General features: G+C 60.3%; 25 protein-coding genes, 3 pseudogenes and 1 riboswitch. Of the genes and pseudogenes, 10 read left to right on the plus strand and 18 right to left on the minus strand.

The window, feature by feature from the left end; all coding sequences use genetic code 11:
- Positions 1-4: 4 nt before the first annotated feature.
- Positions 5-310: an MTH1187 family thiamine-binding protein gene (locus BM449_RS00645; protein WP_071801801.1), complete on the plus strand. Its 306-nt coding sequence runs from the start codon at positions 5-7 to the stop codon at positions 308-310.
- A 307-nt stretch (positions 311-617) separates the two neighbouring features.
- A complete protein-coding gene (locus BM449_RS00650; RefSeq protein ID WP_071799674.1) occupies positions 618-2789 on the plus strand; it encodes a patatin-like phospholipase family protein in 2172 nt (723 codons plus the stop codon).
- A 58-nt stretch (positions 2790-2847) separates the two neighbouring features.
- Here BM449_RS00650 and BM449_RS00655 read toward each other — a convergent pair whose 3' ends face one another.
- Complete coding sequence (locus BM449_RS00655) at positions 2848-4866, minus strand: ATP-dependent RecD-like DNA helicase (RefSeq protein ID WP_233830872.1); 2019 nt, start codon at positions 4864-4866, stop codon at positions 2848-2850.
- Between the two features lie 14 nt (positions 4867-4880).
- On the opposite strand from BM449_RS00655, the gene BM449_RS15240 reads away from it, so the two are divergent.
- Positions 4881-5108, plus strand: coding sequence for a hypothetical protein (locus tag BM449_RS15240; RefSeq protein ID WP_233830874.1), 228 nt, complete (start codon positions 4881-4883; stop codon positions 5106-5108).
- Positions 5109-5377: 269 nt separating this feature from the next.
- On the opposite strand, the gene BM449_RS15245 is transcribed toward BM449_RS15240, so the two are convergent.
- Complete coding sequence (locus tag BM449_RS15245) at positions 5378-5563, minus strand: DUF1651 domain-containing protein (RefSeq protein WP_255448143.1); 186 nt, start codon at positions 5561-5563, stop codon at positions 5378-5380.
- A 187-nt stretch (positions 5564-5750) separates the two neighbouring features.
- Positions 5751-5933, minus strand: a pseudogene (locus tag BM449_RS14800) (hypothetical protein); the annotation flags it as partial.
- Positions 5934-6351: 418 nt separating this feature from the next.
- On the opposite strand from BM449_RS14800, the gene BM449_RS00675 reads away from it, so the two are divergent.
- The gene (locus tag BM449_RS00675) at positions 6352-6627 is read left to right on the plus strand and encodes a hypothetical protein (protein ID WP_145537095.1); all 276 of its coding nucleotides are present in this window, start codon (positions 6352-6354) and stop codon (positions 6625-6627) included.
- Between the two features lie 9 nt (positions 6628-6636).
- Here BM449_RS00675 and BM449_RS00680 read toward each other — a convergent pair.
- Positions 6637-7155, minus strand: a pseudogene (locus BM449_RS00680) (HPP family protein).
- A 155-nt stretch (positions 7156-7310) separates the two neighbouring features.
- Here BM449_RS00680 and BM449_RS00685 point away from each other — a divergent pair.
- Complete coding sequence (locus BM449_RS00685; RefSeq protein ID WP_233830877.1) at positions 7311-9518, plus strand: cation-translocating P-type ATPase; 2208 nt, start codon at positions 7311-7313, stop codon at positions 9516-9518.
- Between the two features lie 16 nt (positions 9519-9534).
- On the opposite strand, the gene cadR is transcribed toward BM449_RS00685, so the two are convergent.
- On the minus strand, positions 9535-10122 hold the full coding sequence (gene cadR / locus BM449_RS15520; RefSeq protein ID WP_255448144.1) for a Cd(II)/Pb(II)-responsive transcriptional regulator: 588 nt from the start codon (positions 10120-10122) through the stop codon (positions 9535-9537).
- Between the two features lie 12 nt (positions 10123-10134).
- On the opposite strand from cadR, the gene BM449_RS14580 reads away from it, so the two are divergent.
- Both BM449_RS14580 and BM449_RS14345 read left to right on the plus strand, forming a co-directional pair.
- Positions 10135-10302, plus strand: a complete 168-nt coding sequence (locus tag BM449_RS14580; RefSeq protein ID WP_186437659.1) for a hypothetical protein — start codon at positions 10135-10137, stop codon at positions 10300-10302.
- A 54-nt stretch (positions 10303-10356) separates the two neighbouring features.
- Positions 10357-10509 (plus strand): hypothetical protein, encoded by a 153-nt coding sequence (locus tag BM449_RS14345; protein WP_186437660.1) that lies wholly within the window; start codon positions 10357-10359, stop codon positions 10507-10509.
- On the opposite strand, the gene BM449_RS00695 is transcribed toward BM449_RS14345, so the two are convergent.
- The 9 genes from BM449_RS00695 to BM449_RS00730 all read right to left on the minus strand — a co-directional run bounded on the left by BM449_RS00695 (position 10506) and on the right by BM449_RS00730 (position 16345).
- On the minus strand, positions 10506-11963 hold the full coding sequence (locus BM449_RS00695) for a multicopper oxidase family protein (RefSeq protein WP_071801805.1): 1458 nt from the start codon (positions 11961-11963) through the stop codon (positions 10506-10508). The two genes, BM449_RS14345 and BM449_RS00695, sit on opposite strands and share 4 nt — an antisense overlap.
- Before the next feature lie 8 nt (positions 11964-11971).
- Entirely contained in the window at positions 11972-12538 is a 567-nt protein-coding gene (locus tag BM449_RS00700) for a DUF411 domain-containing protein (protein ID WP_233830879.1), read from the minus strand.
- Between the two features lie 80 nt (positions 12539-12618).
- Positions 12619-12864, minus strand: a complete 246-nt coding sequence (locus tag BM449_RS00705) for a hypothetical protein (protein WP_071799676.1) — start codon at positions 12862-12864, stop codon at positions 12619-12621.
- 825 nt (positions 12865-13689) lie between these two features.
- Positions 13690-14229, minus strand: coding sequence for a hypothetical protein (locus BM449_RS14805; protein WP_162922808.1), 540 nt, complete (start codon positions 14227-14229; stop codon positions 13690-13692).
- Positions 14230-14287: 58 nt separating this feature from the next.
- A complete protein-coding gene (locus BM449_RS00715) occupies positions 14288-14467 on the minus strand; it encodes a hypothetical protein (RefSeq protein WP_233830882.1) in 180 nt (59 codons plus the stop codon).
- 26 nt (positions 14468-14493) lie between these two features.
- Positions 14494-15243, minus strand: a complete 750-nt coding sequence (locus BM449_RS00720; RefSeq protein WP_120352804.1) for a DUF2092 domain-containing protein — start codon at positions 15241-15243, stop codon at positions 14494-14496.
- 276 nt (positions 15244-15519) lie between these two features.
- Positions 15520-15780, minus strand: a complete 261-nt coding sequence (locus tag BM449_RS00725) for a hydrogenase maturation nickel metallochaperone HypA (RefSeq protein ID WP_071799679.1) — start codon at positions 15778-15780, stop codon at positions 15520-15522.
- The gene (locus BM449_RS14810) at positions 15762-15902 is read right to left on the minus strand and encodes a hypothetical protein (protein ID WP_162922809.1); all 141 of its coding nucleotides are present in this window, start codon (positions 15900-15902) and stop codon (positions 15762-15764) included. Before BM449_RS14810 ends, BM449_RS00725 begins: the two co-directional genes overlap by 19 nt.
- Positions 15903-16042: 140 nt before the next feature.
- Positions 16043-16345, minus strand: a complete 303-nt coding sequence (locus tag BM449_RS00730) for a PIN domain-containing protein (protein WP_145537101.1) — start codon at positions 16343-16345, stop codon at positions 16043-16045.
- A 285-nt stretch (positions 16346-16630) separates the two neighbouring features.
- Here BM449_RS00730 and BM449_RS00735 point away from each other — a divergent pair, with 285 nt between their 5' ends.
- Positions 16631-18142: a hypothetical protein gene (locus BM449_RS00735; protein WP_071801808.1), complete on the plus strand. Its 1512-nt coding sequence runs from the start codon at positions 16631-16633 to the stop codon at positions 18140-18142.
- A 254-nt stretch (positions 18143-18396) separates the two neighbouring features.
- Complete coding sequence (locus BM449_RS14815) at positions 18397-18900, plus strand: hypothetical protein (RefSeq protein WP_162922810.1); 504 nt, start codon at positions 18397-18399, stop codon at positions 18898-18900.
- Between the two features lie 551 nt (positions 18901-19451).
- Here BM449_RS14815 and BM449_RS14350 read toward each other — a convergent pair.
- The 4 genes and pseudogenes from BM449_RS14350 to BM449_RS00770 all read right to left on the minus strand — a co-directional run.
- A pseudogene (locus BM449_RS14350) lies at positions 19452-20458 on the minus strand (chlorophyll a/b binding light-harvesting protein); the annotation flags it as partial.
- Between the two features lie 157 nt (positions 20459-20615).
- A complete protein-coding gene (locus BM449_RS00760) occupies positions 20616-21101 on the minus strand; it encodes an allophycocyanin subunit beta (protein WP_071799685.1) in 486 nt (161 codons plus the stop codon).
- A gap of 64 nt (positions 21102-21165) precedes the next feature.
- Positions 21166-21639 carry an allophycocyanin gene (locus BM449_RS00765; protein WP_071799686.1) on the minus strand — a complete coding sequence of 158 codons (474 nt, stop codon included), beginning with the start codon at positions 21637-21639 and terminating at the stop codon, positions 21166-21168.
- A gap of 285 nt (positions 21640-21924) precedes the next feature.
- On the minus strand, positions 21925-22452 hold the full coding sequence (locus BM449_RS00770; protein ID WP_071799687.1) for a hypothetical protein: 528 nt from the start codon (positions 22450-22452) through the stop codon (positions 21925-21927).
- Positions 22453-22589: 137 nt separating this feature from the next.
- On the opposite strand from BM449_RS00770, the gene BM449_RS00775 reads away from it, so the two are divergent.
- Positions 22590-22934, plus strand: coding sequence for a hypothetical protein (locus tag BM449_RS00775; protein ID WP_162922811.1), 345 nt, complete (start codon positions 22590-22592; stop codon positions 22932-22934).
- 146 nt (positions 22935-23080) lie between these two features.
- Positions 23081-23256, plus strand: a riboswitch (cobalamin riboswitch).
- Positions 23257-23366 lie beyond the last annotated feature (110 nt).

The raw sequence follows: 23366 nt of genomic DNA on the forward strand, positions 1-23366 counted from the left end.
GACCATGAAGGTGATCGTCGATCTCTGCATCGTGCCCATCGGGGTAGGGGTGAACTTGGCGCCCTACATCGCCGCCTGCGAACGCGCGCTGATGCACGCAGGCCTCAAGATCCAGCTCCACCCCAACGGCACCGCAATCGAGGGGGAATGGGGCCCGGTGTTCATGGCAATCGAGGCCTGTCATCAGGTGGTACACGCCATGGGTTGCTTGCGGGTTTACACCAGCGTGGCGATCAACACCCGTACCGATAGAGACCAGACACTGGAAGACAAAGTAGCCAGCGTCGAGGCGCTGCTGAAACAAGGCTGAACGGCACCAATGACAAAGGCGACTCCTGTCGGTCGCCCTACTGCTCCGCAGATGCCAAGGGCTAGGGCCAGTTGCAGCTCTAGGGCTCGCGATGAGTTGGTCGAGGGCTTTGATTCATAGAAAGATCGACCTGCCCTGCTTCATGACGCCCCGCCCCAACCGGAACTGGCGCCAGGCCGCCGGCAAGGAGGAACGGCAGCTCGACCCAGAGTTCCAGGCCCTCCTATCGGAGAAAGAAGGGGACAATTGATCTACTGCTGAGGGGCGGCGGATCGATGCCAGGCTGAGGCCAACTGGTTCCGGAGCAATGCCCCTGGAGAGCCCCACCAAGCTGGCCCTATCGATCTCAGGCGGCGGTCACCGGGCCGCCGCCTTCGGGCTCGGCACGATTGCCCTGCTGCAGGAGCTGGGGCTCATGGAGCGGGTGGCGGTGCTTTCCACCGTGTCAGGCGGATCGCTGGTGGGGGGCTTCTACCTTTGCGCCAAGGCCGGGTTCCTGCACGATGTCGAAGACCCGCAGCGGACCCTGGAGGCCTGGCGAGACGATGGGTTCCAGCAAAGGTTCCTCCTTCCCTTCCTCGCCTTCCTCCATGACGGGCGCCTGGGGGACCGCCTTGTGGCTGACCTGCTGCCGATCCCGCTGGGCCCAGGCCAGAAGCTGATTCGCAGCGCCGCCGAGGAGGTTCAGGCCCTGCTGAAAGAACAAGGCTGTCCTGAAACGTTGGGCCACGAGGCGATCCACGCCCTGCTGGTACATAGCGACTGTGCGCCCGATCACGTGTACTTCAATGCAGCCGATCTCACCTCGCTGGATCTGTTCCGCTTCGGGGTGATGCGGCACCCCCGCAACGGTTCTGCCTATGTGGTGAATCGCTTCCGCATTCCGACCGTCGCCAAGGTGGAGGATCCAGCCCAGATCGTGGCCGCCGGCCTGCGGATCGCCGATTGCGTGGCGGCATCCTTCTGCTTTCCCGGTGGCTTCGAGCCGCTCATCTTCCCTGACGATTTCCTACGCCTCCCAGAGGAAGACGGGGAGATCCGGGCGGTGACCAGGCGCCTGTGCGGCGGTGCCGATGCGGTAGCGCTGATGGACGGGGGCCTGTACGACAACCTCGGACTGGCCAGCGTGGAGATCACGATCCAGTCGCTGCGGCTGGAGGAGGCAATCCTGCTGGGGATCGAGCCCCATCTGGGTGACGCCGAACGGGCCCGCACACCCCATGACAAGCGTGGCCGGATCTACGTTCTGGCCACTGATGTGGACAACATTCAGCCGGCGAACAAGGCGCTGGATCCGGCCAGCCAGAAACCACCGCAGGAAGCCCCGAAAGCGAATGAGTCTCATCGCCGCCGCGGTGGGCTGCTCGCCGCCCGCCGCTGGACCTGGGCTTTGCTCAGTGGTGTAGGCGGCGCCCTGCTGCCGCTGCTGACACTGTTGGCTCTGCCGCCGGCCGTGGCTGTCTGGATCGTGCGCAAGCTGCCCATCCTGCGGCAACCATTGCTGGGCTGGATACGCCGCAGCCCTGCCCTGGCGCTGCCGCTGCGCCAGCTGGGTCTGGTGCCGAATCCTGCCGGAGCCCAGGGCGCCGCTGGCGTGAGCGTGCCGCTGCTGGCGTGCGCCGCCCTGCTCTGGACGCGGCGGCGCACGGCGCAGGTGCTACCGGCCTTCAACGGCTACCTAAAGCGCACCCGCAACCTCACTTATCAGTACCTGAATTACAAGTACCAGAAGTTCGGTGGCGGTGAACCCAACACCTTTCTGCTGCGCAACCTGATCTTCGAGCTGGCACCCGGGCCGGACTCGGACCCGGATCACCGGCTCGACGAGCTCACCCGGCCGCTGCAGGACTTCGACGAACGTAAGGCTGAGACCCATCAGGAAGCCAACGACTGGATTTACCAGAAGCTCGAGCCGATCGCCTGGCTGCTGGCGCTCCCCTGGCCTGAGAATCCCGAGGAAACGCTGCAACTCCCCGGGCGGTTCGACAGTCCGGCGAACCAGGAGCGGCTGTGTCAGCTGCGGGGCGATCTTGCGCTCGATGGGGCGGTACGGACCTGGCAGCGGATCCAGGCAGTGCTGGCTCGGCCGGATGAACCGCTCAGGCAAGCTGATGCAGCCCTGACTTGCCTGTTACGCGTGGCCTCGAGCGTCCACAGGGCGCTGCCCGCCCTATCGGGTCTGCCGCCACTGGTTGGTAATCCGCTGCTGTCGCAGATCTGTGAGATGGCCACGAACCTGCCCACCACCCTCTGGCTGGAGGAGTTCCGTAGTTACGTACCCAACAGCTTCCTGCCCGATGGGCGAATCGAGCACCAAGGCGGCTGGTACGTGGACGAGGGTCTGGTCGACTGCAGGCTGATACGAGCGAATTTGTACAAAGGCGTGGCGGTGGACGTGGCCGTTGCGGCTGGCTTTCTGAACACCTGCTTCAATGTGCTGGAGTTCTGCGCGAGTCGATTGCCTCCTGTCAAGGAGTGATGCTGAGCTGCGCAAACCAGGGCACAACTGAATCCGACATTGATTCCATTGCCACTGCTCAGCCGAGCCACTCCGCCAACTTGGTGTAACGCCGGCGGCTTAGGTGGTTCTTCACCGCCATCGCCAGTGCTTTCTTCTGCCCCACCAGCACCACCAGCTGCTTGCCACGGGTGATGCCGGTGTACACCAGATTGCGCTGCAGCATCGCGTAGTGCTGGGTGAGCAGGGGGATCACCACGGCGGGGTATTCGCTGCCCTGGCTCTTGTGGATCGTGCAGGCGTAGGCAGGCACCAGGTTGTCGAGCTCGCCCCAGCCGTAGGTCACCTCGCGGCCGTCAAAGCCCCCGGCTTCCCCGGAGGGGTAACGCACCGTCAGTTCGCTGGCATCGGCATCGATCGTTTCCACCGTGCCCACATCGCCGTTGAACACCTCCTTCTCGTAGTCGTTGGCCACCTGCATCACCTTGTCGGCCGGCGCAAAGCGCCAGCCAAAGCGCTCCACCTGCTCGGTGGGGTCGGGGTTGAGCAATTGCTGCAGCTCGATGTTGAGCGAGCGGGAGCCACAACCACCGCGCGCCATCGGGCACAGCACCTGCACCTGGGCGATCGGATCGAGGCCAAAGCGCGCCGGGATGCGTTCGCCCACCACCTTGAGGATCAAGGCCACCGCCTGCTCGGGCGAGTCGGCAGGTAGGAAATAGAAGTCGGTGGTGGTCTCAGCCGGCGGTGGCCGTAGATCGGGGATGGTGCCGGCATTGATGGCGTGGGCGGTGGTGATGATGCGGCTGCTGGCCGCCTGGCGGAACACCTCCGTGAGCCGGGCCACCGGCAGGGCGCCGCTGTTGATCAGATCGGCGAGCACCTGGCCGGGCCCCACCGAGGGCAGCTGATCCACATCACCCACCAGCAGCAAGGCCGCCTCTGGTGGGAGGGCGTCCAGCAGGGAGGCCATCAACGGCACATTCACCATCGAGGTCTCATCCACCACCAGCAGATCGCACTCCAGCGGCAGCTCGGCCTTGCGCTTGAAGCCAAAGGCTGCCGGGTCGAACTCCAGCAACCGGTGGATGGTTTTGGCCTCTAGCCCGGTGGTTTCGCCCATCCGCTTGGCGGCCCGGCCGGTAGGGGCGCAGAGCAGAATTCGCAGCCGCTTGGCCGCCAGGATGCGCAGGATGGCGTTGATCAAGGTGGTCTTGCCCACCCCCGGCCCGCCGGTGATCACCAGCACCTTGCTGGAGAGGGCCTGCTCCACCGCTGCCTTCTGGCTGGCAGCGAGCTCCAGGCCCAGGCGTTGCTCCACCCAGGGGATGGCAATGGCGGCCTCGATGCTTCCCCAGGGCGGAGCACTGAGGTTCAGGGCCTGGAGGGCTTCGGCGATGCGGCGCTCATCGCGGTGCAGATGCGCCAGCAAGATGGCGGGTTCACCAGCCAGGGTGTCGGCCACCACCGAGCCCTCGGCGAGTTCCAGATCCAGGGCGCTCTGGATCAACCCTGGCTCCATCGGCACCCGAGAGGTGGCGCCGCTCTCCTCAACCGGCCCACTGGGCCGCTCGACGCTGAGCAGTTCTCCAGCCAGCTTGAGCAGCTCAGCGCTGGGCAGGCCGCAGTGGCCATCACCACTCGCCTCCAGCAGGGCGTAATTGACGCCGGCCCGCAGGCGGATCATGGCGGTGGGCTCAATGCCCAGCCTTGCGGCGATCGCATCAGCGGTGCGGAAGCCGATGCCGCGGATGTCGCGCGCCAGGCGGTAGGGGTTCTCGGCCATCACCTGCACGGCGTCGTTCCCATACGTCTTGAAGATGCGCACGGCCCTGGCGGTGCCGACACCATGGCTGTGCAGGAAGACCATGATTTCGCGCACCACCTTCTGATCGGCCCAGGCCTGGCTGATCCGCTGGCCCCGCACCGGGCCGATGCCCGGCACCTCTCGTAGGCGCTCGGGCGCCTGCTCGATCACCTCGAACACCTGATCGCCGAACGCCGCCACGAGCTTGCTGGCGTAGATCGGGCCGATGCCCGGATCATTCCGAGCCGAGGTACTTCTCGATGCCCTCGGCGGTGGTGGGGGCCGAAGCACGAAGGAAGGAGGCCTTGAACTGCTGGCCGTGCTCCCGGCTGTTCACCCAGGTGCCGCTCACCGTCACCCATTCGCCAGCACTGATTCTCGGCGGCATGACCCACCACCGTCACCAGGTCTCGATGACCGCGGGCCTTGATGCGCAGCACGCAGAAGCCGTTCTCGGCGTTGTGGAACGTGACGCGCTCGATCGATCCCGCCAGCACCTCGGTGGGTTGCGGGCTGGCTTGGGTCTGATCTGACGGGGACTGGCGTGCCAGGGCAGAAGTGGCTTGTGGCCTCACCTTTGCAGGCTTCAGCCCTTCGGGGGGCGAAGGGTGCGCCAGCTGCCGCTCTCGGTGCTCACCTCCAGGCCAAGGCCAACTTGAGCAGCCGGATCGCCGGTGGGCTTTCGCTGCTGCCACCAGTTGGTGGCGAAGGCCCAGGCCTCCTCGATCGAATCGAAGTGCTCATCAAGCTCAAGGTGGAGTTGGCCTTGGTGCGAGGCGATCGGTTTGGGCGGTGGTGGTGATCACCACTGAGGACTGCAGGGGCTCCAGCCCTCCTCGCGTTTAGAGGCCCACAGCTTGAGGGCCTCCTGGCGGCTGATCTCCCGTCGGTTCTTGAGCAGTGGCACCCGCTCACCGGGGAGCAGCTCACCGCTGGTGATCTCCAGGCGTTGGTAGGTGCGCTCCCAGCGGGTTGGGCGGAAGCACAGAACCTAGCGGCCGTCGCTCAGCCAACCCTCCTGCGGGGTCAGTGGGACACGGGACGATGGTCGGCTCATGCTTTTCGCAGTCTGGCCTCGATCAACCGACAGCACTCCTGCACGTTGCTCTCGCTCTCCACCTCGGCGGCTAGCGAGCAGAAGAAGTCGTTCCAGAGGGCCGGCACCGCCAGCAGAATCAGCGGCCACCACCGCCGCAGACCACCACCACATCAGCGCTCAGCACATTGATCACGTTGCGGGCCTTACCCATGCCGGTGAACAGGGCCAGATCCAGGTCTGCTGTGTTCTGCCTGTGGCCACCGCTCCCTTCATCGGGCAGCACCCCCACCACCAGGTGTCCCTCCACCCAAGCCGCGCCGCGGCTCGCCGCCGGTTGCTCATCTCACCTCCGGACACCAGCCCCGCTGGCGGCTTAGCACCGCTCCAACCTCGCTGTGCTCCAGCTCCATCTGCTGGATCGGCGCCGCCACGGATCCGCAGTGGAAGCTGGAGGAATCCTCCCCGGCCTCCAGGAACAGACCTCCGCCAGCGTGAGCTGACCACCACAGCAGTAGTCGATCCTGAGTTCTTCAAACAGTCGTGCAATGGATGGTGGGCATGGGTTAGGGCCTCCTCCAGTGGCTTTTGATCAATTTTCTGAGCCTGTTCCGTGCCTGGCCAGCCGTAGCTCCAGGCCACCCTGTCGAACAGGGTTAGGGTAATCAATATGTTCACACTGAACACCAATGGGGTCAACTACGTGCGTTGCCAACAAGGAACAGGCTCTTGTGATCTTGGTGGTTCAGCAACTGGTCGATGCCCAGTTCGTTCGTGCCAATCAGACAGCAGCCGAGCGGCTCTGGCAGGAGGTGGCTGCACTCGATCTCAGCATCGATCGGGTGATCAACTTGCTTTACAGCGCACTCGATTTCAACAAACGTGACGCGCTGCGCGCTGAGGACAATGCATGGGTGGCCTGCCACCAGGTAAGGCCACCGCGTCGTGGGCCCTTGCGGTCCTGGCGCCTGAGTCGGAGCCGTAGCCAGTCGCACCCTGCGATCTGCACCACCTGAGCCACCTGGTCAAAACCAGTGGTGGGGATAAGGCTCATCAAGGAGCCTCAGACGGCTGAACAGCAACGCCATCAACGTCAACAGCAGGGAACCCGTCAGCATCGGCATCACCACAAATCCGGGCTGGGCTTTGAGCAGAACGCACAGCAAGGCCACAGCACCGGCAGGCGGATGCAGTCAGCGCAGCAGCTGTCCAAGGGCAATGGTGAGCCCAACCGCCAGCCCCATCGCCCAAGTGGTACTGCCCAGGGTTGCCACACACACCACACTGACTGCCGCCGCCATGGTGTTGCCTAACACGATGTTGCGCGGCTGGGCCAGGGGGCTGCTGGGATGGCCGAACAACAGCACGGTGGAAGCCCCGAAGGGTGCGACCACAAGGGCGTAGTGGCTCCAGGAGCTGATCAAGCACAGAGCTGAGATGGCCAGCAGGCCGCCTAACCAGGACGCCATCACATCGTGGGTCTTAAAGCGCGGCTGGAAGGCCCGGCCGCGTATGCACTGCTCCTGGACCCGGCGCCAGGCCATCAGTTGTGTAGCCAAAGGCACAACTGTAGGGCTGCAAGCCTGGTTTCAGGCTTGCAGGGAAGGGCTAATGCAACCGCTGCGAGATCAGGAGTGCCCCCAGACCCTTGACCCTGAAGTGACTACAGGCTGTTTGATGAGGTCTGGATGACATCACCATGGCGGATCCTTGCTGCAGCAGCGGAACCAGCGGGCAGACGGCCGAAGCCATCCCAGCCCCGCAGCCGGCCGCCGCTACCGAACGCTTGTTTCGGATCAGCGCGATGGATTGCGCCACCGAAGAAACCGAGATTCGCCATGCCCTCTCAGGACTCGACGGCATCCGAGGCCTGAGGTTCCTGCTGGCCGAGCGGGTTCTGGCGATCGATGCCGAAACAGCCGCGCTCAGCTCCGCGCTCGCCGCGATCCGCGTGCTGGGGTTCAACCCGGAGCCGATCAGCGCCGATCACCGGCCGTCCGCCGCCCAGACCCGCGCCGAACGGCGCCGTGAACAGCTCCGCCTGGGAAGTTCCTTGCTGCTGGCGATTACGGCAGAGCTGCTGCATCTGGTCATTCCCGCATTCCCGGGTCATGAACTGCTGGAAGGCGGGATGGCGATTGCCGCAATCGCCCTGGCGGGCTTCTCCGTGTTTCGCAAGGGCCTGGCCGCCCTGCGCCAGGGCCGGCTCAACATCAATGCACTGATGAGCGTGGCGGTCACGGGCGCTTTCCTGATCGGCCGTTTCCCGGAAGCTGCCATGGTGATGGCGCTCTACGCCGTCGCCGAGGCGATTGAAGCGCGGGCGGTGGAGCGGGCTCGCCAGGCGATCACCAGCCTGATGGCGATGGCCCCTGATCAGGCGGAGATCCAGAAACCCGATGGTCGCTGGCAACGCGTGTCAGCCACTGCTGTGGCCATCGGAGACGTGGTCCGTGTCCGCCCGGGCGAACGTCTGCCGCTCGATGGCACGGTGCTCAGCGGCGAGAGTGCGGTGAACCAGGCTCCGATCACCGGCGAAAGCCTGCCGGTTGACAAGGTCAGCGGCGATGAGGTTTTTGCCGGCACGATCAACCAGAGCGGCGCCCTCGAGATCCGGGTGACGGCGCCCGCCTCCCAAAGCACGCTGGCGCAGATCATCAAGGCCGTGGAGGAAGCCCAGGCTTCCCGTGCTCCGATCCAACGCTTCGTGGATCGCTTCGCGGCGCGCTACACCCCGGCCGTCTTCGTCTTCGCCCTGGCTGTTGCCCTGCTGACGCCAGCTTTGCTCGGATTCACGCCACCCCAGGCGATCTACAAGGCCCTGGTGCTGCTGGTGATCGCCTGTCCCTGTGCGCTGGTGATTGCCACCCCAGTCACCGTGGTGAGTGGACTGGCCGCCGCCGCCCGTCGCGGCATCATCATCAAGGGAGGCCTGTACATCGAGGAGGCCCGCAAGATCAAGGTGCTGGCTCTCGACAAGACCGGCACGATCACCCTGGGCCAACCCAAGCTGGTGGCCTTCTCCTCTCATCAGGCGGATGCCGACGCCGGCGCGCTTCAACAGCTGGCCAGCAGCCTGGCCGATCGCTCCGACCATCCAGTGTCGAGAGCGATTGCCACAAGCCTGGAGGGTGAACGTCTGAACGTGGAGGCCTTCGAGGCCCTACCCGGGCGGGGGGTGCGCGGCATGATCGCCGGGCGGCCGCTGATGCTGGCCAATCACCGCTGGATCGAGGAGCTGGGGCTCTGCTCCAGCGAACTGGAAGCCTCGATGCAGGTGCACGAACGCCAGGGTAGATCGCTCAGTTTGTTGGCCGATGAAACCGGCGTACTCGCTCTGATCGCCGTCGCTGACACCGTTCGGCCCAGCTCAGCAGCTGCCATGAAGGCCCTGCGCAGCCTGGGTGTCACTCCGGTGATGCTCACGGGCGACAACGCAGCCACCGCCGGCGCGATAGCGGCCGTGGCCGGCATCGAGGAGGTGAAAAGCAACCTGCTACCGCAGGACAAGCTCAAGGCAGTGGCCGATCTGCAGGCCCATTACGGATTCGCGGCCATGGCCGGCGATGGCATCAATGATGCGCCGGCTCTGGCCCAGGCGGACATCGGCTTCGCGATGGGGGCCGCGGGCACCCACATCGCCATCGAAGCGGCTGATGTGGTGATCATGAACGACGACCTGATGCGCGTACCGGAAACGATCGCCCTCTCTCGCCGCACATTCACCATCCTGCGTCAGAACATTGTGCTGGCGCTGGGAATCAAGGCCCTCTTCCTGGTTCTCACCGTGGCCGGCAATGCCACGATGTGGATGGCGGTTTTTGCTGACATGGGCACCAGTCTGATCGTGATCGCCAATGGTCTTCGCCTGCTTCGCAAACCCAAGGTTGAGCGGCTCAGAGTTTGAGCCAGGGCGGAAACGATCAGATCTGGGCCTTGTTGCTACGGGCCGAACGGGTCAACTCCACGAGAATGCCACAGGTTTTCACCTCATCAGATTGCGGACAAAGACCTCTGAGATTCCGCAACTGATGCTGAAGCTGGCGCAGTTCATCGACCCGCGCATCAACCTCGGCCATCTTCTCGTCCAGCAAGGCGTTCACGGTCCGGCAGCTTCCGGCTGGTGCGTCCCGCGCCCCGATCAGGACGCGGACCTCCTCCAGGCTCATGTCAAGGCTGCGGCAGAAGCGGATGAAGCGCAACTGCTCCACATGCTGCAGCGAATAAAGACGGTAATTGCCATCTGTACGCTGCGGCACGGGCAGCAAGTGTTCTCGTTCGTAATAGCGGATGGTTTCGATCTTCACACCGGTAGCCCGTGCCAACTCGCCAATCTGCATCGATCCTCCCTCCCCGGTAGGTGGCAACCCCTTGTAGGGGACATTAGGCCCTTGACCCTGTAGCCACTTCAGGCTTTTCAATGGCAGCCTCTCCAGCCTTCTCTCAGCCTGGGTGAAGCTCACCTTGGCCGCGCTCGCCACGATCGGCATGATCGCTACCGGCTCGATCACCGCCAAGCGCTGGTGATCGAATGTGCGGAGGACGGCGTTAACAGCCAGGCCTCGCCCTTTAAGCAGCAGGGGGTTCAGGGCTATCCCAGCTGGCAGATCAAGGGGGTTTTGGATTCGGGCGTCAAGCCCGTGAACACTCCCGCTGATCTCAGTGGCTATACCGCTTCCCGCGATTTCTGAGCCGGTGTTGCTCGCCTGCCAAGGGCGAGACCTGACGACCCACGCCCCAGCTGTATGGCCCAGGTGATCTTTCACGACTTCCACAAAAGCCTCGATCTAGCTCTGAATGCCACCACCACCAGCCTGGAGCTACCGGCTACCCCGCCGGGGATCGATCCCTTTCATTGCGGCATGAACATGGTGCGCGGTGTGATGGAGGTGAACTAAGCGGCAATCTCCAGGGTTCCCATCATCCCCAGCTCCTCGTGATCAAGGATATGGCAGTGGTAGACGGTGAGTCCGGTGAAATCGTCGAAGCGAGTGCGGATCCGCACGGTCTCCCCCGCTCGGACTAACACCACATCTTTCCAGGCCCGATAGGGTTCCGGAGTGCCGTTGCGACTGATCACCTGAAACGGGTTGACATGAACGTGGAAAGGGTGATCCATGACCCCGTCGTTCACCAGTTCCCATTCTTCGGTGTCTCCGAGTTGGACTCGTGTATCGATCCTGCCGTGCTCGAAGGCGCGGCCGTTGATCAGGAACACCATGCCCATGCCCGGGGCCATGCCGTGGTTGAGCAGGAAGCGGCGGGTGCGCACCGGCTCCGGCAGGGGAACAACCGGCAACAGGCGCTCCGGTAACGGCAGGGTTGCCACAGATCCCTCATAGGCCAGGGTGGCGACAGGCACCGGCCCTTGTTGGGCAGAACCCCGGCCCATTCCCATGCCTCGGCCCATTCCTCTGCTTCGGCCCATGCCGCCCATCATTCCGCCAGAGCCGCGGGCATAGGGAAGGTTCAGCAGCCGGTAGCGGCCGCCCTGCTGGTCACCCCGCACCAGCACCTCAGCCCGCTCGCCGGGAGCCAGCAGCAACTCCTCTAGCTGCACCGGAGTTTCAAGGGCACCGGCATCGGTGGCGATCAGGTGGAAGGGATGGTCCTCCAGGGCCAGCCGCCAGAAGCGGGCATTGGATCCGTTCACAATCCGCAGCCGCAGCAGGCCGCCAGCTGGGATCGAGAGCGCAGGATTCACCTGGCCGTTGACGGTGAGCACCGCTCCCTCCCGTCCCAGCATCATCCCCATGCCGATCGAGCCGAAATCCCCATCACCAGGGAGATCCTTGAGGAAAACCACCTGCTCCTCGGCTGCTTGCACCTCGGGGATGCGATCAAGGGCACCCCGCACGATCAGCACACCCCCCAGGCCACCGAACACCTGATCAGCCACGCTGCCGTGGCGGTGAGGGTGGTAGTAGAAGGTGCCGGCGGGGTGGTCGGCGGGCAGGCTGAAGTCGTAGGTCTGGCTGGCCCCCGGGGCCACGCTCAAGAAGACGTTGTCCGCGTTGCCGCTCGGAGAAATATGCAGACCGTGGTAGTGAAGATTGGTGGGACGATTCAGGCGGTTGTGCAGCCTGATCCGCACGGCGTCGCCGGGTTCAGCCTCCAGCAGCGGACCGGGCAGCAGGCCGTTGTAGGTCAGCGCCGTGCGGTGGGCATTGGCAATCGTCACGGCCGTTTCCGCCGCCACCAGATCCATCTCCAGCCGCCCGCCGCTGGAGCGAACACGTGATGGGCCGGACGCCATGGGGGCGGAGCGCCCCAGCAGGGCCGCGCCCGCGACGGAGGCGGAGGCCCCTGCCGCGAGGCCAAGGAAAGAGCGGCGGCCAAAATGGAAATCCATCGCCATCTTTATGCCTTCACGTGGAAGAAGGGCGTAAACGATCCGTCGCGGGTGAAGGAGAAGACTGTGTAGGACTCACTGCGCAACGCTGACTCCATGCCCGGCGAACCGAGGGGCATTCCCGGCACAGCGATGCCCGCCACCGCCGGACGCTGGCGCAGCAGCTGGTGGATGGCCTCAGCAGGAACATGACCCTCGATCACGTATCCCGCCAAGGTGGCGGTGTGGCAGGACGCCAGATCCCCCGGAACTCCCTGGCTGACCTTGATCTCTTCGAGATTTTCCACCACGTGATCAACCACGCTGAACCCCTCGCCGCGCAGATGGTCCAGCCAGCCCTTGCAGCAGCCGCAGCTCGCTGAGCGGTAGGCCGTCACCTGCTGGCTCTTTCCCTCAGAAACGCTCGGATTGGTCTGCTCAGCAATCGATGGCGGAGCGGTGGACTGCGCGTACCAGGTTCCAAAACCGGCGACGGTCATCACAGCCAGCACCGTGGCGAGCAGAAGACCGCGACGATGCACCCCTGACCAGCGGTGGTGAGGGGGACGATTGGGATCGATTTTCTGGTTGAACATCACACCGGACATACCAATCATTCAAACCATAAGGTCTCCAGTGGAGAGGAGAGTCAAGGGGGCTGCAGGCCAGCGGCTGCTCAGAGCGCGAAAAGAGCGTCGTACTTGTGGTACGCCGGCTTACGCAGTCCATCCACGGCCAGCATCCGGCGCAGTTCGATGATCTCGGCCCGCTGCGCAAGGATTACAACCCGATTCTCCTTGGTGGGCCCATCGCCCATCATCCGCATGCCGTCGATGAAGCGCAGGTCGTAGGTGGAGCCGGCCGGGCCCACATCATGTGCGTGGCCGACATGGGCAGGGTCGACTCCGGTTGGGGTCGCCATGCCAGGCATCCCGTCCATGCGTGGGGTGGGCGGCGGTGTCAGTAGGCAAAACGTGCTGACTGAAAAATCGACATCACCACTGGGGCTTGCAGGGTCTCCAGCCCTCCTGACGCCTGGTGGCCCACAGCTTGAGGGCCTCATCCCGGCTGTGAACTCCCGTCGGTTCTTGAGCAATGGCACCTGCTCGCCTGGGAGCAGTTTGGCTCTGGTGATCTCCAGCCGGCGATAGGTGCGTTTCCAGCGCGTGGGCTTCGAGGCCGCCCTTCTTGCTCGTCTTGGGGTAGCTGGACTCAATCAGGTCAATCAATGCTTGCCAAGGCAGCACCTCTTCAATCTCAGACAGGAACTTCACCCGCCAGTGGCTCCGCCACGCTCGGCCTCTGGCCTCGGTAGGGGTGTGCTTCTAAACTATCAACTGCTCATAATCCGTGAAGTCAAGCTGCTTGCCGGCCGTCAACTCAATACTGAACGGTGATCACAGGTCCATTATGCCGCGATGAGGCTCGGTTTTCCAGAGTCTCCTACTTGCGCGGCAAGCTGACAAGGCGGATTGGACTTGCCAGAACAAAAGCTTGGTGAGGACTTCGCGACCTGACATACAACTTGCTGCATGACCTGTACTGCTCCTCAAGGCTGTCGCTGGCTGCCCGATCATCAGCTAACTAGATAATCGTCCCGCCTTGCAGTCATGGATGTCAGCCATAAGGCGAATCTGCACGTGCAGAGGACCAAATCATGGCTTCTCAAGGCTCCCTCGATAATGACAATATTGCCAGGTGCTCACTAGATAGTCAACCTTTTTGATGGCTAATTGACGCGATTAAGCTATTCTTCAGCTGATGGATTGTCTTTAGCATAGGCTCGGCTCTGACCTTCCAGCTTGGCAATAAGGTTGGGTACAAATTTCTCTGAAAAGCCTGCTACAAATGACCAGGCCAGCAGCTTGGCGAAATCTGCGTTGGTGCCGGGGTTTACATTCAGGACAAAACATCGGATACCATTATAGCCTTCAGTACGATTTGGGAACTCTGGAAACAGACCACCACTTATGATTCCACCCATAAAGACCAAGTACAATACCAATGCGAATGCAGCCGCTACTGAGCACTTCCAGGCAAAATATAATGCCTGCGAGGCATAACCCATGCTCCCGTCATCAGTGCGAAAGGGCTGATTGACAGCCGAGCCCACTATTGCCGCCAAGCCCACGAAGACCGAGATTGGCACAGACTCTGTCTCACCCCCATTCATTAGATGATGGTAGGTGGCATATGCAATTAGACTGGCTGCTACCACTGCAGCCAGTCCGGATAATCGCTTGAACCGAGTTCTTGCTTCTGACCGGCTCATTTGACCTTCATGCATCCCTGGCTTCGCTCGCTGTCTCGGCGTGTGTCACCCCGTGCTTTTTAGGCCGTGTGGATCAGCAGTCGTAGATGCCGACGGCACAGCGACGCACGGTGCGGCGACCCACTCCCGCCACGCTGACGGGCGTGAGCGGCCGGCCCACGCGTGCCTGCGCCGGAGTAACGAGTGCGTTGATGACCGCTGATGACCAGCTCGGTGTCAGGGCTGTGCCAACGAGTCCAAGGGCAAGGATCAAGGCGGTGGCGTGCTTTTTCATGATGGTCATTGGTTGTCTTCACGAACAAAATTACTGGGTAGCTCACCCATGTCTTTCATCGCCTTCAGTTCCTTGAGGGTGATGGATCTGGCCCCTTCAGGCGGCAGGAAAGTGAAGTCCTGCCCGACAGCACCGGCGCCTGTTTTCCAGTCGCTGATCTGGACACTGTATTGCGGAGAACCGAGAACCTCCTTGGCTGTGATCACGTAACGGCAGGGATAGGGCCGATCTCCCTGGGCGATCCAGATCTGATAATCCACATCCTGTTTACGGAAGGCGAGATGATCGCATTCCACGCCACCGATTACCCCGCTGCCAAGGTCCTTGACATCAATCACTTCGTTCGTCAATGCTGCATAAGCCTTCGGCAGCAGCAGGTCGGCAGCCGGCAGTGGCCTTTGGTATTTGTCCTTGAGCTCATCCACCAACACCTCAATTGAACCTGCAATCGGGATCTGCATGTAGACGTTCTGATCCTTGCCAAGGAACGTGAAGGTCGAACCATCGAATATAGATTCGATGTCAACGAACCCACTGGAGCGCGTGGCGCGAATTTTTCCCGGGCGAGCGAGCGAGACTGAGCCTGAACTGGCAAGGGTGAGCCTCTGTTTGTCGCTCGTGACAACTTCCAAGTCGGAGTCGTAGCGGAACGACAGCTCCCTCTGTGCGGCCACGTAGGTGGTCATCCCCTTGAGCAGGGCCATCGCTTCAACCTCACCGGCCACCGCCTTGCTCGCCATCGAGGCGGCTGCCATCGCCGCGAGCAGACAACAGCACGCGCCATGGCGCAAGGCCTCGCGTAAGCCATCGCCAGGCCTGAGAGTCTTGGGCAGCATGGGCATCTTCGAGGACATTCATCAGGAACCATCCCCAGGCTCGACGCTCTCCGTAATCAGGGCAGTGACTGAAACGTTTCTTGATCCGAAAGGCCGTCGGAAACGAACATGCAAAATGAAAGCCTCCAACCCCTTCAACTCCAGCTCCCTCCCCGCCAGCACATCCGCCGACAGGCAGACGCAGTTTGGACAGGCTTAGATCACATTCATCGGCTCAAGGTTCTCTCCACATATTGCGCACCCACACACACTGGGCACCAGCTCCAGCTCCAGCGTTGCCCCTTTGCTGATTCCACCCGCCATCACCACCTCGAAGGCGAAGCCGAGGGCAGCTGAGTCCGCACCCGCGAGCCGACCCACCCGGAGCTTCACGGCGTGAATCCGCCGGCCCCCCTGGGCCGCCGCCGCCTCCAGGGCGATGCGGTGCACTTCCTCCATCAGCGCCAGTTCATGCATCGCCGCACCAGCACCTCGGGCAGCAAGGCACTGGTTGCGGGCGTGAGCCGGGTGCTGAAGCCGTAGCGGTTGTCCGCCACCAGCAGTTGCCTTGCGGGCCGGGTTGACTCAGGGCATGCCATTTCTGAACATCAACGGCAGCGGCCTCTGCGGAGCCGCCGAGGAGCCGGCGGTACGCCGGTTTGGCGGTGATGTGGGTGAGGGGCCCGCTCGATCGTGGATTTGATCAATCCGGAGACTCGCGCCAGTCAGATCGAGAGGCTCAAGTCGCCAGGAAGTTTTCCAGGCCCTCTCCACCAGGCAGTCGGTAGAGGCCGAAATCACGTCGATCGAGGGTGGCAATGCGGCGGAGCCCGTGCTCATGGGCCAACCAGTGCAGCGAGGCATCGGCCAGATCCATCGGCAGATCGCCGTACTGCCGCATCCAGCTGGCCATCAACTCCAGGGCCGCCCCACTGAGCTCGGCAACGCTCAGGCCACCGAGTGAGACCCAGCTCAGAAAGCGAGGGGCCACATCGGCTGGGATCAGATGGCAGACCTCAGTGAGAACAGGCCAGGTGGACACCAAAGCCCCGCTGTGCACCAGGAAAAAGAGGCGCAGGCGCCAGGGCTGCGGGGCTGGTGGATTGCCGCCGTAGCAGCTCAGGGCCTGGTCTCATTGCAGCCGTATTACGGCAGTAATACAAGCAATCGAATGAGGGTAAGGGCGGCTGGACGGGTTTGCTTAATCGTTGGGGGTCCACAGAATCAGATAAAGCCCACGTCCAGCCAGCAGCTCGTCCGCTACGGGCACACCTGCGCTGGAAGCAGTATGAAGGCGTGGTCCGAAGCCGCCGATCAGCCCCAGCCGATGCAGAACAGCTTCTTCGCCGACTCCCTTGACCAGGCCAGCATCAGCAGCAGGATCCTGGCCCTCGAGCAGGGCGTGGTGGGTTACTACAGCATCGGCCTCTACCCGGCGTCCCTGGCCTACAACAGCGCCATGCATGGGGGCGGCGACCGCTTGCTACTGGCGCCACGCCAAGGCCGCTCCCTGTTCGGGGCCTTTTCACCACGGGATTTGTCGGGCATGGACCCGACCCACGTGGCCACGATGGAGCGGATGGTGCGCCGCGAGCATGAAGGTCAGCTGCAGGAGTACACCCTGCGCGACCTGATCGAGCTCTGCGATCTGGTGGTCCTGGGCGCCAACAGCAACCACATTGAGCAAGACCTGCACGAGGCCTGCGAGCTTCGGCATGAGCTGGACCGGGAGCATGTGGTGCTGGCCTGCCTGGCGGGGTCCTTCAGCCACGATCCCCTGCGCAACGATTCCTACGTGCTCTGCGAGCGGCAGCCCAACCTGGCGTTCTTCTCCGGGTTCCACCGCCACGGCGCCCTGCGGGATCCAGTGGACAGCTTCACCGCCAACTTCTGCCATCCCAATGCAATCACGGCCTTGATCGGAGCCCGACTGCTTGACCGGCTATCACCGAATATCCAGGTGTCACCAGGTGTTCATAACGTGGAGGCGCAATACATCAAAGCAGCCAAGAATATTTCATCCATATTTGCAGGTTTTGGCTATGCCTATCACGCCGAAAATACCGGCATCTTGCCTACCCTGTTGACCCTGCTGCTGGACCAGTGTCTTGACCAGGCGTCCTCAGTTTCCATGGGCCGGAAAGACCGGCAACGGCTCTATGGCCGCCAGCCCTTTCCACTGACCGAGCTGGGCTACGGAGTGCAACGAATCGAAGCCACCCTCAGCCGTGGTGGAGACATGGAGAAAGTTCGCGACCATACCTTCACCCAGCTCACGGCCATGGTGGCTGACGTGCGCGGCAGCATGATGCTGCCGGTGTGCGGCAAGCCCACCCGCAACTTCCAGGCGGGCCAGATCCTGGCTGAGGGCATGCGGCGGCTGGGACGCTGCCCCAATGATGTGGATGAATTCGAGCACTGGTGTGAGCAGGCTGGGGTGAAAAAAGGAGGCCTTGAAGGCCTCAAGGCCCTGCGCTACTGGCCCCAGATTCTGATCAATTACGGCATCCAGGTGCATGACGCCTCGATGGTAAACCTTCTGTACATGGCGATTTTCGGCAAGAGCGACACCAAGGCCGTCGCCTTCAAAGTGATGACCGAAAGCCGGGAGCTATCGAACTATTGCCAGGAATCGGTCCGCCCCTCCCACAGTCGCCGCTATTCAGAAGCCTTGCAGAATCTGGATCGGCCGGAATCTTTGGAACTGTTGGCCAATGCTGTGATTGCTGACAATGCCAGGCGGGCCATCCCCGATGACAGCAACCAAGAGGATGGTGATGCCAATGCAGACATTCCTGCCTACCTCAAAGCCATGAATGTGATTGAGAATGTCTGGTAAGTTTGATTTATAGCTTTGATCATCAGATGACATTGATCGAGCAGTGCCTGTCAGCTTTAGGCGCCGTTTATTGCAAGTGGAGAATTTAATAGCCATTGGGTATTAACCATTGTGCATTAGCCATTGGGCATCAGCTATCAGCCGCCAGTCACCAGTCATCTTCCTACTTTCAACTGTCAATTTTCAACTGCTAACCGAGATAAGTTGACGTCACCAACGCAACAAACTCGCAAAGATCCCTAGGCCCTGAAGGTATGCGTGTCAATGCAGCTAGCTTTTTAATTCTTTGGCCGATTCTTCGCCCAGATATTCTCCAAGGACTTGCGAAAGTCTCGTTCTGTCATGGGTTTGGCAAAGTCTCGTTGTCTCATCAGGCTACTGATCCACCAGACCTGCAAACCCGCGAAGGCAAGAGCAACAAGGCCCAACTGGACATATCCCCAGTTCAGCTGCTCCATCACGACACCTGCCGGTTGCTAGCCCAACGGCGCTCCAGGGAATGCCTGAACTGCTCCAAGCCCATCGCCGGGGTGAGTGTGCGCCTTAAGACCAAAGAAAGCCGCCAGACCTTCAGACCCACCGCAACAACAAAAACAATCCAGGCTATTAGGAGCATGCGCGGTCTCACGATCGCAACATTCTCGCCTGCCATCTGCCCAGTGCTCGGTGCCCTCTGGGCGGATGGCTTCGGCTCAGGCTTCGTGCGCCATAAAAAACTACTTGACCCAGGAAAAGGGCCAAGTAGCACAATCAGATGACCTGAACAAGAATTCAACTGACCTGAACAGCAGTGATCTTAACTTTCCTGAGCAACATCAGCTTGAACTTTAGCAGGAATCGGAGCTTGCTTCTTTACTACTTTAGCTCTTTTTGGGGGAGCGCTGTAGCCTTGACTCTGGCTCAGGCTCTGCTCGTAGACCACTTGTTCAAGGGGCTTAGGATAGTTCAAGTTACCCTTGGTCACCAGTGGCTGTTCATACATTCTGACTTGATAACCACCATAGCCAAACTCAGCCTTACCTTCGACTGGAGCCGAAGATTGATAGAAAGTTTGTTTACGATCCTGGAAACAGGTCTGATAGAGCGTTTCCCTAATGCCATTAACCGTGGCGAGACTAGGTTTCTCAATTCCTTGAGAAGGGCAATAGACGAAGTCAGCAAAGGCTTGTTCTGCAACCAGGTACGGGCTGGGTTCAGCCTGGGGGCCTTCATAAAGGGCTTGCGACTGCGGCCGAGGCTCTTGGTGAGCCAGATTCTGGTAAACCAGAGCCAGGCTGTCATCACTGACATCGGTAATGTTTTGACGCCAATTCGATAGAGTTTTCTTCAAATCAAATCCCATGGCCCGCTGATAATGCCAAAGGCCACCCTGCAAGAAGAAAAAAGCCAAGTAAAAGTGGGAATTTGCCAACCAAGTGCGAGCTGAATATCCCGAACCAACAACCCCATTGGGGTCAAAGTAAGAGGGCAGAAAAGCCGATTTCAGCGCCAGGGTCGGACCGTAAAATTCAGTAGGATAGGCCAGTGTATTAAAGCCGCAGTAGTATGAAGCGGCAAAACCAGCCAGGGCAATACCAAACAGGGAATAGCCTAAATACCATCACCAGAGAAAAGGAATGTTCTCCGCACCCAGTTAAAAGGCGGAACCAGGATATGCCAAGCGCCTCCCAGCAGCAGCAGCACAGCCACGTAGACATGGCCACCGACCAGATCTTCTAGGTTGTTGACGTCAAACAGATGGGTACGGTAACTCAGAATTGTGCCGAAATCGAGGGTTGGGTCAGTCACCAGACGCACCGCCCCAATGTTGGAGTCATACAAGCCACCAAAAGCCATGGCCTTGATCACCAGGAGCAGGGCACCTAAACCCAGAATCGCCAGATGGTGCCCCAGAATCAGACCCAGTTGCTTGGGGTCACCCCAATCAAAATCGAACTTTCCTGAACGCCCACTTTCTGCAGCCAAGCTGGGAGCAATCCGGCTACGGTGAAAATAGGCTCCACCTGCCAGTACACCGGCTGCCACGATGTGAATCACCCCAATGGCCATCAGGGGAAAGGTATTCTCAATGGATCCGCCAGAACCAATACCCCAGCCCTGGGTGGCTAAGTGAGGTAGCAAGATCAGCCCTTGATCGTACAAGGGTGCATCGGCAGAGTAAACCGACAACTCAAACAGGGTAAACACCCCGGCCCAGAGCATAATCAGGGCAGCTTGGGCCACATGGGCCACAATAAATGTATTGGAGAGATCAATGAATCGAGCATTACCCCTCCACCAAGGATAGCTTTCTTGGCTTTTTTGAACAGCGTACATGGCAATGATTTGACTGTTTTGAGGTGGTCAACAAGGGGAAGGGTGCCAGTTAATGAGTATCAGAAAAATGCGGTGCAAGATACTAGCTGCCAAACAAGATCGCGGACCGCACACCCCGAACTACAAAATAAGTTCTGACGCTCAATCCCTTTTTCTCTTAGCTCAAGCCGGAAATAATATGGTCCAAGTAAACATCCATTTGCTGGCCGGCATCAGCGCCAACACGTTGCGTGACCACTTCTTTCATGGCCTTAACGGCTTGAAGCGTGGCTTCAATAGGCACTCCTAAAGAAGTATAGGTTTCGCGCAGGCCATTGAGCACACGCTCGTCCAAGATTGAGGCATCTGCCGCAAGCATGGCATAGGTGGCATAGCGCAGAAAATAGGTTAAATCCCTGAGACAAGCTGCATAGCGCCGCGTTGGATACATATTGCCACCAGGGCAGGTTATGTCTCCGTACAACAGGCTCTTGGCCACAGTTTCGCTGATAATACTGGAGGCACTGGCACCAATTTGGCTAGCCGCTTTGACCCGCAGTGAACCGCTTTGGAAATACTGCTTCAGAGCCTCAAGTTCAGCACTTGCCAAATAACTGCCTTTTTCATCAGCAGGATTGATAGCAGCGGTAATTGTGTCTTGCATGGTTTTGTAATTTGAGGAGAAAATTCAACGGCGATCAATCAGACATGAACAGCCAGATCAAGCTCTAAAAAGCCCGAATGAGTTGCTCAAAGTAGGGAGCAGCCAATGTGCCTTCCTCTGAAGTCAATGTGCCCATAGCAATTTCCTTGAGGCAGCGCATCGCAATCTTGAGATTGGCCAATGGCACCCCAAGAGAGACGTACATATCACGCATGCCATCCAAGCCGATATCTTCCATGGGCTTGGAATTACCAGCAAGCACACAGTAGCTCACCAAGCGAATATACCAGCCCTGATCTCTTTGGCAGAGGGCAGTTTTCTCTGGAAGGCCTCGGTTACTCGGCGTATCGGAGCATTGCGCCCAAAAGCGCTTGCTGCCTTCATCAACAATCTTTTGCTGATTGGCTTCCAATTTACGCGCCGCGCTAATGCGCGTTATTCCATTATCAAAAAAGGATTGCAGTTTTGTCAGCTCGGCACTGCTGAGGAACCGGTTGGCCTCATCTGACTGAGCAATCACCTTTGCCACAATACTCATAGCTGCAAAATCCCCTTGACAAAGGAGCTGATTTACTACCACCAAAAGGTAAGGTCGATCGCTCGCGATTCCGCTACCGGCTTTAGTAAACGTAACAACTTTTCCGAGCAGCTTGTTAACTCGTTTTACAGAGTATTGAGATTTGACGCTTTAAGCACTGTGTACTTTTCCTGGCTCAGTCATGCGTTAGGCCTTAAAAAGAGATCCAATGGAACCTCGCCAAAGCCTCAGCAGCCTTGGATGAGACAGTCGTTTCCATCACAATCCGCTGTCACCGCTAACGGTTCAGCCATCAAGGCCATCGTCGACCAGCAATAGGTCCATAGCATCGGAAACCCCGTAACCAAAAGTCCTGCAGAGGCTTCGAACTTCACCGAGCCGCTGCAAAAGGTCGGTTTGTATCTGCTCAGGTAAAGAGACAGTTATCTTCAATGCCCGCTCAAACATCCGCACCAGCGCATCGAAGTAGCCTTCATCTTCTAGGCCTACATCATGGCTGAATCCGGCAGCGCACTCACAGTAAAACACCATCAACTCGGCGAGGTTCTCCGGTTGATCGGCCGCCTTTTTGTAGTCCGAAATTGCTTTCTTGGCCTTGGCTACCGAAATGTCTTGATTCATCAAAATATCCGGCCGTAACCAGCGATTGATGGTGGCCTTGAAAGGCTGGAGTGCATCGCTACCAATGGAAAAATGTGCATGCAGTAACGCTTGGTTGTCTTTGCTTGCAGCGTAGAGATCGTGCACCAGACCAATCAATCTGGCCCGGTCAAGGTCGGCCAGTTTGGACTTGAGATCGCTCCAATGGGGCATCGTTTTCTAGGTGGCCATGCCAAAATTCTTTCAGACTATGAGCTCTGTCGGCCGGCGATGCCAACTCAGTACAGAGCCTGCTCAAGCGCTTAGAGCTGCCGGTGCTGTAGCGATACTTGAAGGAGTGTGCCGGCACCATGATGTTGAGACTGCTTCTGGGACGTGTCGTCCTGTCGTCTGGCTGGTTGGTCTGCGCTTTGGTGCCGATTGGCCGCGCCGAGGGGTGGAAGGCCTGCGCCTTCAATGACCAGCCGATCGGCTGTCGCGACACCCACTCCCCTGACGGCAGCGTGCGCATCCTCTGGAACGACGGCAAAACGATGACCTATCGCATCGAGAAGGAAGGCTTCCCCTATTCCACCCTGCAGGACACACTCGGTGGAGTCTGGGAGCGGCAGGTGTTCGTTCAAGGCAATGCCGTGTTCACCAACAAGGCGAATGGCAATCGGATTTTTGTGCCGTTGCGTCCAGAATCCAACTGACCATGAACGACCGCTAGGCGTTGATGAAGGCCTCATTGGTCGAGCCCAACGTTGAAGTCAACGGCTGCTCTGGCTAGCGCCACAGGGTCCAAACCCAGCGTATGAACACCGGCAGGCCCAGGTGGCTGCCGATGGGAACCCATACGGTCCAGAATGGGGGGGACGGTTTCAGCGGTTCACACCCTGAAGGAAACGAGGAAAGTCTGGTGGGAAGAGGGTTTTCGGGCCCTTTTCGAATCCAGCGCTGTCCCGCAGCTGTGATGGGGCTCCCTGACAGGACGACCCCTCAGTCAGAACGCTCGCCGTCGTTATCCCCCATCTCCACCGGCGCGGACCGGCTCCCACGATGACCAAACCTTCCAGTTCAAGGACCAAAGCCTCATGCCGCGCGGGCTTCCGCCCCGCTGAGATGTCCACTGTTCCTTAAACGCC

This window comes from Synechococcus sp. SynAce01, assembly GCF_001885215.1.
GTDB classification, from domain to species: Bacteria; Cyanobacteriota; Cyanobacteriia; order PCC-6307; family Cyanobiaceae; genus Regnicoccus; species Regnicoccus frigidus.

What these genes read in the sequence shown, in the direction of transcription:
- BM449_RS00645 (WP_071801801.1), top strand. Translation starts at nt 5, where the DNA reads ATGAAGGTGATCGTCGATCTCTGCATCGTGCCCATCGGGGTAGGGGTG.
- BM449_RS00650 (WP_071799674.1), top strand. Translation starts at nt 618, where the DNA reads ATGCCCCTGGAGAGCCCCACCAAGCTGGCCCTATCGATCTCAGGCGGC.
- BM449_RS00685 (WP_233830877.1), top strand. Translation starts at nt 7,311, where the DNA reads ATGGCGGATCCTTGCTGCAGCAGCGGAACCAGCGGGCAGACGGCCGAA.
- BM449_RS14345 (WP_186437660.1), top strand. Translation starts at nt 10,357, where the DNA reads ATGGCCCAGGTGATCTTTCACGACTTCCACAAAAGCCTCGATCTAGCT.
- BM449_RS00695 (WP_071801805.1), bottom strand. Translation starts at nt 11,963, where the DNA reads ATGGATTTCCATTTTGGCCGCCGCTCTTTCCTTGGCCTCGCGGCAGGG.
- BM449_RS00700 (WP_233830879.1), bottom strand. Translation starts at nt 12,538, where the DNA reads ATGTTCAACCAGAAAATCGATCCCAATCGTCCCCCTCACCACCGCTGG.
- BM449_RS00705 (WP_071799676.1), bottom strand. Translation starts at nt 12,864, where the DNA reads ATGGCGACCCCAACCGGAGTCGACCCTGCCCATGTCGGCCACGCACAT.
- BM449_RS14805 (WP_162922808.1), bottom strand. Translation starts at nt 14,229, where the DNA reads ATGCATGAAGGTCAAATGAGCCGGTCAGAAGCAAGAACTCGGTTCAAG.
- BM449_RS00720 (WP_120352804.1), bottom strand. Translation starts at nt 15,243, where the DNA reads ATGGCAGCCGCCTCGATGGCGAGCAAGGCGGTGGCCGGTGAGGTTGAA.
- BM449_RS00725 (WP_071799679.1), bottom strand. Translation starts at nt 15,780, where the DNA reads ATGCATGAACTGGCGCTGATGGAGGAAGTGCACCGCATCGCCCTGGAG.
- BM449_RS14810 (WP_162922809.1), bottom strand. Translation starts at nt 15,902, where the DNA reads ATGGCATGCCCTGAGTCAACCCGGCCCGCAAGGCAACTGCTGGTGGCG.
- BM449_RS00735 (WP_071801808.1), top strand. Translation starts at nt 16,631, where the DNA reads ATGCAGAACAGCTTCTTCGCCGACTCCCTTGACCAGGCCAGCATCAGC.
- BM449_RS14815 (WP_162922810.1), top strand. Translation starts at nt 18,397, where the DNA reads ATGCGTGTCAATGCAGCTAGCTTTTTAATTCTTTGGCCGATTCTTCGC.
- BM449_RS00760 (WP_071799685.1), bottom strand. Translation starts at nt 21,101, where the DNA reads ATGCAAGACACAATTACCGCTGCTATCAATCCTGCTGATGAAAAAGGC.
- BM449_RS00765 (WP_071799686.1), bottom strand. Translation starts at nt 21,639, where the DNA reads ATGAGTATTGTGGCAAAGGTGATTGCTCAGTCAGATGAGGCCAACCGG.
- BM449_RS00770 (WP_071799687.1), bottom strand. Translation starts at nt 22,452, where the DNA reads ATGCCCCATTGGAGCGATCTCAAGTCCAAACTGGCCGACCTTGACCGG.
- BM449_RS00775 (WP_162922811.1), top strand. Translation starts at nt 22,590, where the DNA reads ATGATGTTGAGACTGCTTCTGGGACGTGTCGTCCTGTCGTCTGGCTGG.